This is a genomic window from Actinomadura luteofluorescens (genome assembly GCF_013409365.1).
Taxonomy (GTDB): domain Bacteria; phylum Actinomycetota; class Actinomycetes; order Streptosporangiales; family Streptosporangiaceae; genus Spirillospora; species Spirillospora luteofluorescens.
Genome location: NZ_JACCBA010000001.1, coordinates 8,906,268 through 8,922,127, shown reverse-complemented (window position 1 = coordinate 8,922,127; position 15,860 = coordinate 8,906,268). Strand labels below are relative to the sequence as shown.

9 protein-coding genes, 2 rRNA genes and 1 pseudogene are annotated in these 15,860 nt (G+C 69.8%); 4 read left to right on the top strand and 8 right to left on the bottom strand.

What is annotated here, in order from left to right; genetic code table 11:
- Positions 1–15 precede the first annotated feature (15 nt).
- The 3 genes from BJY14_RS41125 to BJY14_RS41115 all read left to right on the top strand — a co-directional run bounded on the left by BJY14_RS41125 (position 16) and on the right by BJY14_RS41115 (position 3,155).
- A complete protein-coding gene (locus BJY14_RS41125) occupies positions 16–1,407 on the top strand; it encodes an LCP family glycopolymer transferase (RefSeq protein WP_246396301.1) in 1,392 nt (463 codons plus the stop codon).
- A gap of 126 nt (positions 1,408–1,533) precedes the next feature.
- Positions 1,534–2,592 carry an enolase C-terminal domain-like protein gene (locus tag BJY14_RS41120; RefSeq protein WP_179848527.1) on the top strand — a complete coding sequence of 353 codons (1,059 nt, stop codon included), beginning with the start codon at positions 1,534–1,536 and terminating at the stop codon, positions 2,590–2,592.
- Complete coding sequence (locus BJY14_RS41115; RefSeq protein ID WP_179848526.1) at positions 2,589–3,155, top strand: P-loop nucleotide/nucleoside kinase family protein; 567 nt, start codon at positions 2,589–2,591, stop codon at positions 3,153–3,155. Before BJY14_RS41120 ends, BJY14_RS41115 begins: the two co-directional genes overlap by 4 nt.
- Positions 3,156–3,232: 77 nt before the next feature.
- Here BJY14_RS41115 and BJY14_RS41110 read toward each other — a convergent pair whose 3' ends face one another.
- From BJY14_RS41110 to BJY14_RS41085, 6 genes and pseudogenes are all read right to left on the bottom strand, one after another.
- Positions 3,233–3,412 carry a hypothetical protein gene (locus BJY14_RS41110; protein ID WP_179848525.1) on the bottom strand — a complete coding sequence of 60 codons (180 nt, stop codon included), beginning with the start codon at positions 3,410–3,412 and terminating at the stop codon, positions 3,233–3,235.
- A gap of 149 nt (positions 3,413–3,561) precedes the next feature.
- Positions 3,562–4,698, bottom strand: a complete 1,137-nt coding sequence (locus BJY14_RS41105; RefSeq protein WP_179848524.1) for an RDD family protein — start codon at positions 4,696–4,698, stop codon at positions 3,562–3,564.
- 93 nt (positions 4,699–4,791) lie between these two features.
- Entirely contained in the window at positions 4,792–5,946 is a 1,155-nt protein-coding gene (locus BJY14_RS41100; protein WP_179848523.1) for an acyl-CoA dehydrogenase family protein, read from the bottom strand.
- Positions 5,943–7,904, bottom strand: coding sequence for an acetyl/propionyl/methylcrotonyl-CoA carboxylase subunit alpha (locus BJY14_RS41095; RefSeq protein WP_179848522.1), 1,962 nt, complete (start codon positions 7,902–7,904; stop codon positions 5,943–5,945). Before BJY14_RS41095 ends, BJY14_RS41100 begins: the two co-directional genes overlap by 4 nt.
- Before the next feature lie 8 nt (positions 7,905–7,912).
- A pseudogene (locus BJY14_RS41090) lies at positions 7,913–9,446 on the bottom strand (acyl-CoA carboxylase subunit beta).
- A gap of 56 nt (positions 9,447–9,502) precedes the next feature.
- On the bottom strand, positions 9,503–11,215 hold the full coding sequence (locus BJY14_RS41085) for an acyclic terpene utilization AtuA family protein (RefSeq protein WP_179848521.1): 1,713 nt from the start codon (positions 11,213–11,215) through the stop codon (positions 9,503–9,505).
- Positions 11,216–11,315: 100 nt separating this feature from the next.
- Between BJY14_RS41085 and BJY14_RS41080 the strand changes: the two genes are divergently transcribed.
- Positions 11,316–11,924, top strand: a complete 609-nt coding sequence (locus BJY14_RS41080) for a TetR/AcrR family transcriptional regulator (RefSeq protein ID WP_179848520.1) — start codon at positions 11,316–11,318, stop codon at positions 11,922–11,924.
- 171 nt (positions 11,925–12,095) lie between these two features.
- Here BJY14_RS41080 and rrf read toward each other — a convergent pair.
- Positions 12,096–12,212: ribosomal RNA gene (rrf, locus tag BJY14_RS41075) — 5S ribosomal RNA — on the bottom strand.
- A gap of 157 nt (positions 12,213–12,369) precedes the next feature.
- Positions 12,370–15,484, bottom strand: a 23S ribosomal RNA gene (locus BJY14_RS41070).
- Positions 15,485–15,860 lie beyond the last annotated feature (376 nt).

Genomic DNA, 15,860 nt, shown 5'->3' with positions numbered 1-15,860 from the left:
CCCCGCGCGCTGGCATTGACGCTCGCGTCCGCCCTGGTCTGGGGGGTCGCGCATTTCGTCACGGGCCGCCGGGTCGCCGGCGGGCTGCTGCTCGCGCTGTACGCGGCGATCGTCGCCGCCCTCGCGGGCGCGGCCACGCTCTACCGCTCCGACCTGGTCCACTACGCCGTCCAGCCCGCGGTGCTCCAGCGGGCCTCCGCCGCGCTCGTCGCGCTCGGCGTGCTGTGGATCCTCGTCGTCGTCCGCTCCTACCTGTTGCTGCGCCCGACTCGCCTCGCCGCGGGCGCCCGGACGCTCGGCGCCGCCGCCGTCGCGGTGATGTGCTTCGCCGTCGCGGTGCCGGTGGCGTGGTCCGCGCACAGCACCTACGTGTACCGGGACGCGCTGACCAGCATCTTCCGCACCGGCAGCGAGAACGGCAAGCCCGTCGACACCAAGGACCCGTTCAACGGCCAGCCGCGCGTCAACATCCTGCTGCTCGGCGGCGACTCCGCCGCCGACCGCACCGGCGTGCGCACCGACAGCGTGACGCTCGCGAGCGTCGACACCAAGACGGGCGACACGGTGCTGCTGAGCCTGCCGCGGAACCTGGAACGGTTCCCGATGCCGCCCGGCCCGGCCCGCGACCGCTTCCCCTACGGCTTCACCGGCGACGGCCCGCAGAACCCGGGCCTGCTCAACGAGGTCTACGAGTATGCCGAGAACCACCCCGACGTGGTGCCCGGCGTCGCCAAGAAGCGCCGCGGCCCCGAACTCCTGAAGGCCACCGTCGCCGGCGTTCTCGGCCTGCGCGTGGACTACTACATCCTCGTCGACATGTTCGGCTTCGCCGACATCGTCGACGCCATGGGCGGCGTCAAGCTCAAGATCACCGAGCCGATCCCGTACGGGCTGCAGGGCGGCGTCCTGCAGCCCGGCTACCGGACGCTGAAGGGCAAGGAGGCCCTCTGGTACGGGCGGTCGCGCACCAACAGCAGCGACTACGTGCGGATGAGCCGCCAGAAATGCCTGATGCGGGCGATCGCCGAGCAGGCCGACCCGCAGACCGTGCTCACCAGTTTCGACAAACTCGCCGCGGCGGCCAAGCGGACGCTGTCGACCGACATTCCACAGGAACTGCTGCCCGCGCTGATGAAGCTGTCGAACCGGGTCAAGAACGGCGCGCAGATCAGGAGCCTGCAGTTCGTCCCGCCGCTGATCTACACCGGGAACCCGGACTTCGACAAGATCCGCACCCTGGCGTCCGACGCGGTCAACAGCGACCCGCGGCAGGTCAGCTCCAAGCCGAGCGGCACCCCGACCGCCTCGCCCACGACCTCGCCCACCGCCTCTCCGGACCCGCAGGACGGCGGCGAGCCGTCCAAGCCCAGTTCCAAGCCGGTGTCGCTGGAGACCAGCTGCCCCTGACCGCCCGGACCGGCCCGCGGCCGGCGCCCGTCCCGCCGAGGCGGTCCTGACCCGCGTGAATTGTCCTTCCCGGTCCGGGGAGGGGGGATCATTGAGGGAGGACCCCTACTTCGAAGGGCTGGTGCGGTGCCTCGGATCCACGGCTGCGACGCCTTCCGCGTGACGATGCCGCGCGGGCGGCGGCCGGAGAGCGTCCTCGTCCGCCTGGCCGGCGACGACGCCGTCGGCTGGGGCGAGATGGCCGTCCAGGACGGGGCCGGGGACCCCGGCGCCGCGTGGGCGGACATCGAGACGCGCATGGGCCCGGCCCTCATCGGGCTCGACTGGGACCGGCCCGAGGACGTGTCCGCCGCCGCCGACCTCGGCGCGCGGGAGGCCGCGGCGGCCGTCGACACGGCCTGCTGGGACCTGTGGTGCCGGACGCGGGGGCTGCCGCTCGCGCACGCGCTCGGCGGCACCCGCACCTCCATCGTGACGGGCGCGCGGATCTCCCCCGAGCCGGCGATCGACACCGTCACGGCCCGCGTCAACAAGGCCGTTGGAGCGGGCCACACCCGCGTCACGCTGGACGTCCGGCCGGGCTGGGACGTCGAGCCCGTCCGCGCGATCCGGCAGGCGTACCCGGCTCTGGCGCTCGTCGCCGACGCGGGCCACGCCTACACCGAGTCGCCGGAGCACCTGGCGGCGCTGGAGGCGCTGGACGCCTACGGCCTGGCCGCGATCGAGCGGCCGTTCCCCGGCGGCGACCTCGCCGCGCACGCCCGGCTCCAGACGCGGGTGGGCACCGCCGTGGCCCCGGACGTGGGCGATCTGGAGACGCTGGACGCGGCCCTGTCGCTGCAGGCGGGCCGCGCGCTGCACCTGCGCCTCGACCGGCTCGGCGGGCTGACCGCGGCCCGCAGCGCCCACGACCTCGCCTACGCGGCGGGATGGGACGTGTGGTGCAGCGGCTGCGGCGCGTTCGGCATCGGGCAGGCCGCCGCGGTCGCGCTCGCGGCCCTGCCGGGGTGCACGCTGCCGAGCGACGTGTCCGATCCGGCCGGCGGTCCGGTGTTCGTGACGCCCCCGGTGCGCTCGTCCGGCGGCGTCGTCGGCGTCCCGCTCACGCAGCCCGGCCTCGGCCACGAGATCGACGAGGCGCGCATCGAGCGGCTGGCGACCCGCCGCCTGCGCCTGTCGACATGACGCCCGCCCCGGCCTGGGTGGTGGCGGGCCCGCCGGGCTCCGGCAAGACCACGGTCGCGGACCTGCTGCTGCGGCGGCTGCGTCCCGTGCCTGCGCTGCTGGACAAGGACACGATGTTCGGGCCCTTCGTGAAGGCGACGCTCGCGGCGGCCTCCCGCGATCCCGGTGAGCGCGAGGGCCCCTGGTACGACGAGCACGTCAAGCCGCACGAGTACGGGGGGATGACGGCCACGGCGCGGGAGATCCGGTCGCACGGCTGCCCGGTGCTGCTGAGCGGCCCGTTCACCGGCCACATCCGGGACGCGGAGCGCTGGAGCGCGTGGGTCGCCTCCCTCGGCGGGCCGCCGGTGCGTCTCGTCTGGATCCGGACGGACGCCGAGACCCTCCGGCACCGGCTGGAGCGGCGGGGGTCGCCGCGCGACACCGCCAAGCTGGCCGCGTTCGACGCCTTCGTCGCCCGGATGCTGCCCGGGACGCCGCCTCCGGTGCCCCACGCGGCGGTCGACAACCGCCTCGCCGCGCCCGTGGCGCTGGAACCGCAGCTGGACGCCCTGGCGGAGTGACGATCTGGCGGAGACCGCGCGGTCTCCGCCAGATGGCCGCCCGCCGGAAGGACCGCCGGGCGGGGACGGCCGTCGCGTCAGCCGTTGATATTGATGTTCACGTTCTTGTTGACGTTGTGCTCACAGCAGCAGTGGTGGTCGTGGCCCTTCATCGGCTCGCCGGACGCCGTGGCGGCCGACGCCGTGGCGGACAGGCCGGTCATCCCGGCCATCGTCGTCCCGGCGGCGAGAACCAGAACCGCAAGACACCTCTTCATGATCATCCCTTTCGCTCCGGCATCCGATACTTGCGTAGCGATCCTCCCCGACCCATGCTCTATGTAACGTAATGACTACTAAGAGTGAGCAAAGGGCGAGGTGGGGGGATTCGGTAGGACTTCGTCGGCCCCGCGAAAGCTCTGCGCCGCTACTGCTGCTGCGGCGGCTCGTACTGGCCGGGCGGGCCGTACTGGCCGGGCTGGCCGGGCTGGCCGGGCTGGCCGGGTTGGCCGTACTGTCCGGGCTGGATGTACTGGCCGGGCGGGGCGTAGGGGTCGTAGTGCGGTGCGGGCGGAGGGAGAGCCGGCCGCTCCGGCTGCTGGGGCAGCGGCTGCCGCCGGGCGGCCCGGCGCTCCTGGTAGGCGTTCCTGAGCCGGCCGCCGGCGCGCCTGCCCGCCTCGCCGACCTGCTGCGCTCGTTCGCCCTGCACCGCACCCTGCACCCGGGCGGCCGACCGCCGGCCCAGGTCCTGCATCTGCCGGGCGCGCTCCGACTGCAGGGCGCGCTGCATCGATTCGGCCTGGGCGATGCGGGCGGCGTTCTCACGGACGGCCTGGCCCGCGACCTGGCCCGCCGCCTGCGTGCCGTCCCAGGCGAGGACGGCGCCCTGCCGCGCGGCCTCGGCGGCCCGCCGGTACCCGTCCGCGCGGACCAGAGCCGTGCCCGCCACCACATCGGGAAGGGCGCGGCGGCGGGCGCCGACGAGGGTCGGCGCGCTGTTGGCGAGGAACACCGCGACGGCCGCCAGCCAGGTGACGAGGGAGAGGAAGAAGAGGCCGTGCAGGAGGAGGATCCACGCGGTGCAGTAGAGGCCGGTGCCGCCCGCCGTGGTCACCAGCGAACGGCGCAGCGCCCTGGACTTGGCGGACCTGGCGTTCTCCACGCGCAGATCGAGCACGGCCTTGCCGAGGGTGCGGCCCGCGAAGGCCTGGCCCGCGAACTGGTGCAGGAACTCGATCAGGACGAGCAGGAGCAGCGCCTGCTCGACGGCGCTGACGACCGTGTTCCAGATGCCCATGCCGAAGTTCTCGGCGGCCTGCTGGACGTCGCCGCCGGACAGCAGGAGCCCGCCCGCCGCCGACAGGGCGTCGCCCCAGAGCCCGTCTCCGAGGAGCCCGTTCAGCCGTCCCCACGTCATCATGCCGAGGAGGATCGCGGCCCCGCCGAGGAGGGCGGTGTCGATGCCCCAGGCCGCCAGGCGGCGGCCGCGCGGGGCCGCGGCGGGAGGCGGCGCGGGCGGCACGGGCTCGGCGGCGGGCAGCGGAACGGGTGGCGGACCGTACACGTGAGTCCCTCAGGTCGCGATCTTCATTTTTGATCAAAGCGCGGGAACGGGCAGGAGTCTAGGCCGCCCGGACCGGCGCCGCCACCGTAATCGTCAGTAGGACTTCGGCAGCCCCAGCGAGTGCTGCGCGACGTAGTTGAGGATCATCTCGCGGCTGACCGGGGCGATGCGCATGAGCCGGACGACCCCGGCGAGCATCCCGACGCCGTACTCGGTCGTGAGCCCGTTGCCGCCGTGGGTCTGGATGGCCTGGTCGACGCAGTGGATCGCGGCCTCGGCGGTGGCGTACTTGGCCATGTTCGCCGCCTCGCCGGCGCCCGTGTCGTCGCCCTCGTCGTAGAGCCAGGCGGCCTTCTGCCCCATCAGCCGGGCCAGCTCCAGCTCGATCTTGGCGGCGGCGAGCGGGTGCGCGAGGCCCTGGTGCGCGCCGATCGGCGTCCGGAACACCTGCCGGGACCCGGCGTAACCGACCGCCTTGCCGAGCGCGAGGCGGCCGATCCCGGCGCCCATCGCCGCGGCCATGATGCGCTCGGGGTTGAGGCCGGCGAACAGCTGCAGCAGTCCGCCGTCCTCGTCGCCGACGAGCGCGTCGTAGGGCAGCCGGACGTCGTCGAGATGGCATACGAACTGCTTCTCCGGCGACACGATCTCCATGTCGATGGGGGCGAAGGTGAAGCCGGGAGCGGCGGTCGGGACGATGAACAGCGACGGCCGCAGGTTGCCCTTCTGGTCCTGCGTGCGGGAGACGAACAGCACCGCGTCCGCCTCGTCCACGCCGGAGATGAACGTCTTCTGGCCGTTCAGCGCCCACCCGTCGCCGTCGCGGCGCGCCGTGGTGGTGATGCGGTGCGCGTTGGAGCCGGCGTCGGGCTCGGTGATCGCGAACGCCATCTTCACCGAGCCGTCGGCGAAGCGCGGCAGCCAGTGCTCGCGCTGGTCCCGCGTGCCGGACCGGGCGATGATCGTCGCGCAGATCGCCGGGGACACGACCATGAGCAGCAGCGGGCAGCCCGCGGCGGCCAGCTCCTCGCACACGGCGGCGAGGTCGCCGATGCCGCCGCCTCCGCCGCCGTACTCCTCCGGCACGTTGACGCCCAGGTAGCCGAGCCGCCCCGCCTCGGCCCACAGCTCGTCGGTCTTCTGGCCGGACTTGGCCTTCTCCACGTAGTAGGAGGAGCCGTACTTGCCGCCCAGTTCGGCGACGGCGTCGCGCAGGGCCCGCCGTTCCTCGGTCTCGACGAAGCTCATTCGGGGGTCCCTTCGATGACGGCGAGGACGGCGCCGGACTCGACCTGCTGCCCCGCGGTGACGTTCAGTTCCGTGACCGTTCCGGCCGACGGCGCGGCGATGCGGTGCTCCATCTTCATCGCCTCCAGGACGACGAGGGTCTGCCCCTCGGCGACCTCAGCGCCCGGTCCGGTCTCGACGCGGACGACGGTGCCGGGCATGGGGGCCAGGAGGGAGCCCGGGGCGATCCGGCCGCTCGGGTCTGCGAAGCGCGGGACGGCGACGAGCGTGACCGGGCCAAGGCGGGAGTCGACGTGCACGGCGTCCCCGGCGGCGGTCACGGTGAAGGTCTCGCGGAGGCCGTCGTGGTCGAGGACGACACGATCCGGCGCGGCGGACAGCAGCGACGTGCCCGGGCACAGTTCGGAGGTCAGGCCGCTCCTGTCCAGCCGGTAGTCGACGTCCACCGGGCCGTCCGGCCCCTGGAACGTCCTGCGCTGCGGCTGGGACCGCACGTTGCGCCAGCCCGACGGGAGGCCGCCGAGCACTGAGGCGCCCGCCCGGTTCGCGGCGGCCTGGGCGAGCGCGGCGGCCAGCGCGCCGACCCGGACCGCGGCCTCGTCCGCCAGCGGCGCGGCGAGGGTGCCGAGGCCGACCCGGTCGAGATAGCCGGTGTCGGTGTCGCCGTCGAGGAACGCCGGCTCCTCCAGGATCCGGACGAGCAGGTCGCGGTTGGTGGTGAGGCCGTGGATGCGGGCGCCGCGCAGCGCGGCCGCCAGCCTGCGCGCAGCGGCGCCGCGGGACGGCGCCCACGCGATCGTCTTGGCGAGCATCGGGTCGTAGTGGACGCCGACCTCGGCGCCGCTCTCCACACCGCTGTCGAGCCGCAGCCCGTACCCGGCGGGCACGGCGAACTCGGCGTCCACCCCCGGCACCTCGAAGGTGTGCAGCGCGCCGCCGGCGGGCCGCCAGTCCCGCGCGGGGTCCTCGGCGTACAGGCGCACCTCGATGGCGTGGCCGCGCGGCTCCGGCGGCGACTGCGGCAGGCGGCCGCCCTCGGCGACCTCGATCTGCAACCGGACGAGGTCCACCCCGTACACGCACTCGGTGACCGGGTGCTCGACCTGGAGCCGGGTGTTGACCTCGAGGAAGTAGAAGCGGCCGTCGCGCGCCAGCATGAACTCGACCGTGCCCGCGCCGGTGTACCCGATGGCGCGCGCCGCGCTCTCCGCCGCGCCGCACAGCCGCGCGCGCAGCTCGGGACCGACGGCCGGGGACGGCGACTCCTCGACGATCTTCTGGTGGCGGCGCTGGATCGAGCACTCGCGCTCGCCGAGCGTCCAGACCGTCCCGTGCGCGTCGGCGAGGATCTGCACCTCGATGTGGCGCGCGTCCTCCAGGAGCGGCTCGCAGAACACGGTCGGGTCGCCGAACGCGGACTCCGCCTCCCTGCGCCCGCTCGCGACGGCGTCCGCCAGCTCCTCCGGCGCCCGGACGACGCGCATGCCGCGCCCCCCACCGCCCGCGGACGCCTTGACCAGCAGCGGCAGGTCCGCGGCGCCGGCCCCGGCGGGGTCGAGCTCGGGCAGCACCGGGACGCCCGCCGCGGCCATCAGCTTCTTGGCCTCGATCTTGGAGCCCATCGCGGCGATCGCCTCGGGCGGCGGGCCGATCCAGGTCAGGCCCGCGTCGACGACGGCCCGCGCGAAGTCCGCGTTCTCCGACAGGAACCCGTAGCCCGGATGGACGGCGTCGGCCCCGGCGCTCCTCGCCACGGCGAGGAGCCGCTCCACCGACAGGTACGTCTCCGCGGGGGACGCCCCGGGCAGCCGCCCGGCCACGTCCGCCTCCCGCACGTGCGGCGCGCCGGCGTCGGGGTCGGAGTGGACGGCGACCGTCCCGACGCCGAGGTCCCGGCAGGCCCGCAGGACGCGGCGGGCGATCTCGCCGCGGTTGGCGACCAGCACTCTGTTGATCATTTCGACACTCACATCCGGAAGACGCCGAAGCCCTCGGCGCCGCGCACGGGCGCGTTGTGGACGGCGGACAGGCACAGGCCGAGGACGGTCCGGGTGTCGCGGGGGTCGATCACCCCGTCGTCGTAGAGCCGCCCGGACAGGAAGAACGGCAGCGACTCGGCCTCGATCTGCGCCTCGACCATCTCCCGCATCGCGCGGTCCTGGTCCTCGTCGTAGGCCTGCCCGCGCGCCTGCGCCGCCTGCCGCGCCACGATCGACAGGACGCCCGCGAGCTGCTGCGGCCCCATCACCGCCGACTTGGCGCTCGGCCAGGCGAACAGGAACCGCGGGTCGTACGCGCGGCCGCACATGCCGTAGTTGCCCGCCCCGTACGAGGCGCCCATGACGATCGAGATGTGCGGGACCCTGCTGTTGGCCACCGCGTTGATCATCAGGGCGCCGTGCTTGATGATCCCGGCCTGCTCGTACTCCCTGCCGACCATGTAGCCGGTCGTGTTGTGCAGGAACAGCAGCGGGGTGTCGCTCTGGTTGGCGAGCTGGATGAACTGCGCCGCCTTCTGCGCCTCGTCCCCGAACAGGACGCCCTGCGCGTTGGCGAGGATCCCGATCGGGTAGCCGTGGACGCGCGTCCAGCCGGTGACCAGGCTCGTGCCGTACAGCGGCTTGAACTCGTCGAACCGCGAACCGTCGGCGATCCGTGCGATGACCTCGCGCGGGTCGAACGGGACCTTCAGGTCCTCGGGGACGATCCCGGCCAGCTCCTCGGCGTCGTACAGCGGCTCCTCCACCGGGCCGGGCGCGGGGCCGAGCCTGCGGTGGTTGAGGTTCGCGACGATCTGGCGCCCGAGCCGCAGCGCGTCCGCCTCGTCCGCCGCCATGTAGTCGGCGAGGGCCGGAGGCGCGGGCGTGCATCTCGGCGCCGCCGAGCTCCTCGTCGTCGGCCTCCTCGCCGGTCGCCATCTTCACCAGCGGCGGACCGCCGAGGAACACCTTCGCGCGCTCCTTGACCATGACGACGTGGTCGCACATCCCCGGGATGTAGGCGCCGCCCGCCGTGGAGTTGCCGAACACGAGCGCGATCGTCGGGATCCCCGCGGCCGACAGCCGGGTAAGGTCGCGGAACATGCGGCCTCCCGGGATGAAGATCTCCTTCTGCGTCGGCAGGTCCGCGCCGCCCGACTCGACCAGGTTGATGACGGGCAGCCGGTTCTCCAGCGCGATGTCGGACGCCCGGAAGCTCTTCTTCACCGTCCACGGGTTGCTGGACCCGCCCCGCACCGTCGGGTCGTTCGCCACGATCACGCACTCGACGCCCTCGACGACGCCGATGCCGGTGACGACGCTCGCGCCGACCGGGAAGTCGCTCCCCCACGCGGCGAGGGGGCTCAGTTCGAGGAACGGCGAGTCGGGGTCGAGCAGCAGCTCGATGCGCTCGCGCGCCAGCAGCTTGCCGCGCCCGCGGTGCCGCGCGACGTACTTCTCACCACCGCCCTCCAGCGCTTTGGCGTGCTCGGCGTCCAGCGCCGCCAGCTTCTCCAGCATGGCCGCGCGGCGCTCCCGGTACTCCGGGCTCCGCGCGTCCAGGGTGCTCTTGAGGGTCACAGGACTGCCTCCGGGATGTCGACGAGGCGGGACCGCAGCCACTCCCCCAGGGCCTTGCCCTGCGGGTCGAACCGGGTCGAGGCGGACACGCCCTCCTGCAGCAGCCCTTCGACGACGAAGTTCACCGCGCGGAGGTTGGGCAGCACGTGCCGGCGGACGGTGTGCTCGCGTGTCTCCGGCAGCAGCACGCGGAGCCTTTCGGTGGTCAGGAACGGCTCCAGCCAGCGCCACTGCGCGTCCGTCCGGGCCCAGACGCCGATGTTGGCGTCCCCGCCCTTGTCCCCGCTCCGCGCCCCGGCGACACGGCCGAGCGGTGCGCGGACGGTGGCGCCCGGCGGGACGTCCCCCGTGGGCGGAGACTCGGCGGAGATGCCGAGGTTGCGCACGACAGGGGCGGGCGGGACGGTGATGCGCTCGCCCTCGTGGGTCACCGCGACCTGCTCGACGGCCTCGTTCGGGACGTAGGCGGGCGTGTAGACGCCGTAGGGGCCGCCCTTGCCGGGCGGGGAGGTCATCGTGAAGCCCGGGTATCCGGCGAGGGCCAGTTCCACGACGGCGCCGCTGAAGGCGCGGCCGACCTTCTCCGGGTCCGGGTCGAGGACGGCGCAGCGGAGCAGGGCGGCGGCCTCCCCCTGTGTGGCCGGGTCCGGACCGGGGGCCCCGATGAGCGTCCATTCGACGCGGGCCGGCCGGGCCTCCGCGAACGCGGCCTCCAGCTGCGCCTTCGCGAGCTCGGCCTTGGCCTCGATGTCCAGGCCCGTGAGGACGAAGGTCATCTCGTTGCGGTGGCCGCCGAGATGGTTCAGGCACACCTTGGTGGACGGCGGCGGCGGGACGCCCCGGACGCCGCTGATCCGCACCCGGTCGGGCCCGTCCTGCTCCAGCGCGATCGTGTCGAACCTCGTCGTCACGTCCGGGCCGGCGTAGGACGGCGCGCCGATCTCGTACAGCAGCTGGGCCGTGACCGTCCCGACCGTCACGGCGCCGCCCGTCCCGTCATGCTTGGTGATCACGCTGGAGCCGTCGGGATGGATCTCGGCGATCGGAAAGCCCGGCGCCTTTACATTGTAGATTTCTTGGAAGAAGGCGTAGTTGCCGCCGGTCGCCTGCGCGCCGCACTCCAGGACGTGCCCGGCGACCGTCGCGCCGGCGAGTGCGTCCCAGTCGTCCCGCGCCCAGCCGAAACGCGCGGCGGCGGGGCCGACGACCAGCGACGCGTCGGTGACGCGCCCGGTCACCACCACGTCGGCGCCGGCCCGCAGGCACTCGGCGATCCCCCAGGCGCCCAGGTACGCGTTGGCGGTGAGCGGCCGCCCGTGGCGAGCGTCCGCCAGGCCGAGCTCCTTCGCCCGGGGCAGCAGGTCGTCGCCCTCCACGTGGGCGATCCGCACGTCGATCCCGAGCCGCGCGGCCAGCTCGCGCAACCGTTCCGCCAGCCCCCGCGGGTTGAGCCCGCCGGCGTTGGCGACGATCGCGGTGCCGCGCTCCACGGCCAGGCCGAGGGACTCCTCCATCTGCCGCAGGAACGTCGCGGCGTACCCGGCGTCCGGGTCCTTCATCTTCCCGCGCCCGAGGATCAGCATGGTCAACTCGGCCAGGTAGTCGCCGGTGAGGACGTCCAGCGGCCCGCCCTCCAGCATCTCCCGCACCGCGGAGAAGCGGTCGCCGTAGAAGCCCGAGGCGTTACCGACCCGCAGCGGTTGGCTCATGGCCTGAACCCTGCCAGCCCCTCCCTAAAAAATCAATCGTGCATGATTGTTTCTTCGCCTGATCGTTTGGTTGACTGGAGGCCACCGACCCGAGGACTCCATGACCGCGCAGGCAATCCCCCGCGAACCGCAGCAGGACCGCAGCCGCGCCACGCGGCAGCGCCTCCTGGAGGCCGCCATCGGCTGCCTCGCCTCCGCGGGCTGGGCGGGCACGACGGTGGCGGTGGTCGCCGAACGCGCGGGCGTCTCCCGGGGCGCCGCCCAGCACCACTTCCGCACGCGCGAAGAGCTCGTGACGGCGGCCGTCGAGTACGGCTCGGACGTGCGGATGGCGCAGATGCGCGAACGCCTGGACACGCTCGCCGACCGCCGCCCCTCCACGCTGGACGTCGTCACGCTCCTCGGCGAGATGTACACGACCCCGCTCTTCCGCGCCGCGCTCCAGCTCTGGGTCGCGGCCAGTTCGGACGAGCAGCTCCGGGCGCAGGTCGTCCCGCTGGAGGCGCGGGTCGGACGCGAGGCGCACCGCCTCACCGTCGAGGCCCTCGGCGCGGACGAGTCGGTTCCCGGCGTCCGGGAGACGGTCCAGGCGACCCTCGACCTGGTCCGCGGCCTCGGCCTGGCCGATCTCCTCACCGACGACTCGGCACGCCGTACCCGCCTGCTCGGCCAGTGGGCCGCCACGCTCGACCGGGAGCTCGGCCGCTGACCCGCCCGGACGTCAGGGGCCCCCACACGGACGGCGAGACGAGGTCGAAGAACTCCCCGCCGCCACTGAGCGCAAAATCCTCAATGCCGGCGCGGCGGCCCTCATCCACCCACGACGCCCGGTGAAATGAGAAAGGCCCCGCCGTAACGGCGGGGCCTTTCTGCAATATGTGTCCGGCGGTGTCCTACTCTCCCACACGGTCTCCCATGCAGTACCATCGGCGCTGAAGGGCTTAACTTCCGGGTTCGGGATGGGACCGGGTGTTTCCCCCTCGCCAAAACCACCGAACGTCTAAACGCACCACCCGCAGGTGGGCAAATCCACGTCCGAACCATTCGGCTCGAAAAAATTCAGTTATCAACAACACACGGGAACCCAGTTGTTTCCTGGGAACCACACAGGGACGCGAACAATTTCTCGCAGCAATTCACTCTGAACGTTCAGTGTGTTCAAGCCACTCGGCCTATTAGTACCGGTCGACTCCACACGTTACCGCGCTTCCATCTCCGGCCTATCAACCCGGTCGTCTACCGGGGGCCTTACACCCCTGACGGGGTGGGAGAACTCATCTCGAGGAAGGCTTCCCGCTTAGATGCTTTCAGCGGTTATCCCGACCGAACGTAGCCAACCAGCCGTGCCCCTGGCGGGACAACTGGCACACCAGAGGTTCGTCCGTCCCGGTCCTCTCGTACTAGGGACAGACCCTCACAATTCTCCTACGCGCACAGCGGATAGGGACCGAACTGTCTCGCGACGTTCTAAACCCAGCTCGCGTGCCGCTTTAATGGGCGAACAGCCCAACCCTTGGGACCTACTCCAGCCCCAGGATGCGACGAGCCGACATCGAGGTGCCAAACCATCCCGTCGATATGGACTCTTGGGGAAGATCAGCCTGTTATCCCCGGGGTACCTTTTAGCCGTTGAGCGACACCACTTCCACACGTAGGTGCCGGATCACTAGGCCCTGCTTTCGCACCTGCTCGACACGTCCGTCTCACAGTCAAGCTCCCTTGTGCCCTTGCACTCGCCACCTGATTGCCAACCAGGCTGAGGGAACCTTTGGGCGCCTCCGTTACATTTTGGGAGGCAACCGCCCCAGTTAAACTACCCACCAGGCACTGTCCCCCACCCGGATACACGGGTGCGGGTTAGACGCTCAAAACGACCAGAGTGGTATTTCACCAATGACTCCACCCAAACTGGCGTCTGGGCTTCACAGTCTCCCACCTATCCTACACAAGACGCTCCAAGCGCCAATGCCAAGCTATAGTGAAGGTCCCGGGGTCTTTCCGTCCTGCTGCGCGAAACGAGCATCTTTACTCGTACTGCAATTTCGCCGGGCCTGTGGTTGAGACAGCGGGGAAGTCGTTACGCCATTCGTGCAGGTCGGAACTTACCCGACAAGGAATTTCGCTACCTTAGGATGGTTATAGTTACCACCGCCGTTTACCGGCGCTTAGATTCTCAGCTTCGAAGGAACAAGTCCCCCTAACCGGTCCTCTTAACGTTCCGGCACCGGGCAGGCGTCAGTCCGTATACAGCGTCTTACGACTTCGCACGGACCTGTGTTTTTAGTAAACAGTCGCTTCCCCCTGGCCTCTGCGACCCCACCCAGCTCAGACAGCAAATGCCATCACCGGGCGAGGTCCCCCTTCTCCCAAAGTTACGGGGGCAATTTGCCGAGTTCCTTAACCACAGTTCACCCGATCGCCTTGGTATTCTCTACCTGACCACCTGAGTCGGTTTGGGGTACGGGCCGCCGGTACACTCGCTAGAGGCTTTTCTCGGCAGCATGGGATCACTCACTTCACCTAAAACGGCTCGGCATCAGCTCTCAGGATTATATGAGAGACGGATTTACCTATCTCTCTCCCTACAGCCTTACCCCGGGACAACCATCGCCCGGGCTGAGCTACCCTCCTGCGTCACCCCATCACTCACCTACTACCCCCTCGGGCCCCACGCTCCCCACACAACAAGCCCGAAGGCCCGAAGCATGGTTCGGGTGGTTAGCATCAGAGGATTCAGCGTTGGCGCATACCAGCGGGTACGGGAATATCAACCCGTTGTCCATCGACTACGCCTGTCGGCCTCGCCTTAGGTCCCGACTTACCCTGGGCGGATTAGCCTGCCCCAGGAACCCTTGGTCATCCGGCGCACACGTTTCTCACGTGTGATTCGCTACTCATGCCTGCATTCTCACTCCCGCACCCTCCACCCCTGGGTCACCCCGAGGCTTCACCGGATACAGGACGCTCCCCTACCCATCAACACCACATGGTGTCAATGCCACGGCTTCGGCGGTGTGCTTGAGCCCCGCTACATTGTCGGCGCGGAATCACTTGACCAGTGAGCTATTACGCACTCTTTCAAGGGTGGCTGCTTCTAAGCCAACCTCCTGGTTGTCACAGCAACTCCACATCCTTTCCCACTTAGCACACGCTTAGGGGCCTTAGCCGATGATCTGGGCTGTTTCCCTCTCGACTACGAAGCTTATCCCCCGCAGTCTCACTGCCGCGCTCTCACTTACCGGCATTCGGAGTTTGGCTGACGTCAGTAACCTGGTAGGGCCCATCAGCCATCCAGTAGCTCTACCTCCGGCAAGAAACACGCGACGCTGCACCTAAATGCATTTCGGGGAGAACCAGCTATCACGGAGTTTGATTGGCCTTTCACCCCTAACCACAGGTCATCCCCCAGGTTTTCAACCCTGGTGGGTTCGGGCCTCCACACCGTCTTACCGGCGCTTCACCCTGCCCATGGCTAGATCACTCCGCTTCGGGTCTACAGCATGCGACTAAAAACGCCCTATTCAGACTCGCTTTCGCTACGGCTACCCGCCACCGGTTAACCTCGCCACACACCATAACTCGCAGGCTCATTCTTCAAAAGGCACGCCATCACCAACAGAAACCCCGAAAGGTAACTGAGGAGGCTCTGACGGCTTGTAGGCACACGGTTTCAGGTACTATTTCACGACCCCTCACCGGGGCACTTTTCACCTTTCCCTCACGGTACTGGTCCGCTATCGGTCATCAGGAAGTATTCAGCCTTACCACGTGGTCGTGGCAGATTCACACGGGATTTCACGGGCCCCGTGCTACTCGGGAACACACCCAGAAGCCACTCGAATTTCGTCTACCGGACTCTCACCGTCTACGGTCGGCCATCCCAAGCCATTCGACTATCCCAGCGGTTTATAACTCCTCGATTCAGCGGCAGCTGAACCAGGGTGGTCCCACAACCCCGCACACGCAACGCCTGCCGGCTATCACACGCGCACGGTTTAGGCTCCTCCGCTTTCGCTCACCACTACTCACGGAATCACTATTGTTTTCTCTTCCTGCGGGTACTGAGATGTTTCACTTCCCCGCGTTCCCACCAACCTGCCTATACATTCAGCAGGCGGCGACACCCCATGACGGGTGCCAGGTTTCCCCATTCGGAAATCCCCGGATCAAAGTCTGGTTGCCGACTCCCCGAGGCATATCGCAGGCTCCCACGTCCTTCATCGGCTCCTGATGCCAAGGCATCCACCGTATGCCCTTAAAAACTTGAACACACAAAACGATCAGAACAAATCGCAGATAAACAACAAAAACAAACCCGAAAACACCCTCCCCAAAAGGAGGAATCTCTTCGAACGTGCTCTCATCATCTACCAGAGATGCTCGCGTCCACTGTGCAGTTCTCAAAAAACAACCGGGCCCACCAAAACCACACCCCAATCAAGGAATGTGGTCCTGGTCCCGTAGTCCGAGGTCGAGCTCGCGCCCGTTCCCTCAGGACCCAACAGCGTGTCCAACCCACCACCCGCCTGAAACCGCCGTTCCCCTTCCCCCAGCCGAAACCGAAGGACGGTACTTGCCGGCTCACACACGCGGTGAGCTGAGTAGCCAGTGCTCCACATCTATGAGCAGCCACCTGACAGACACT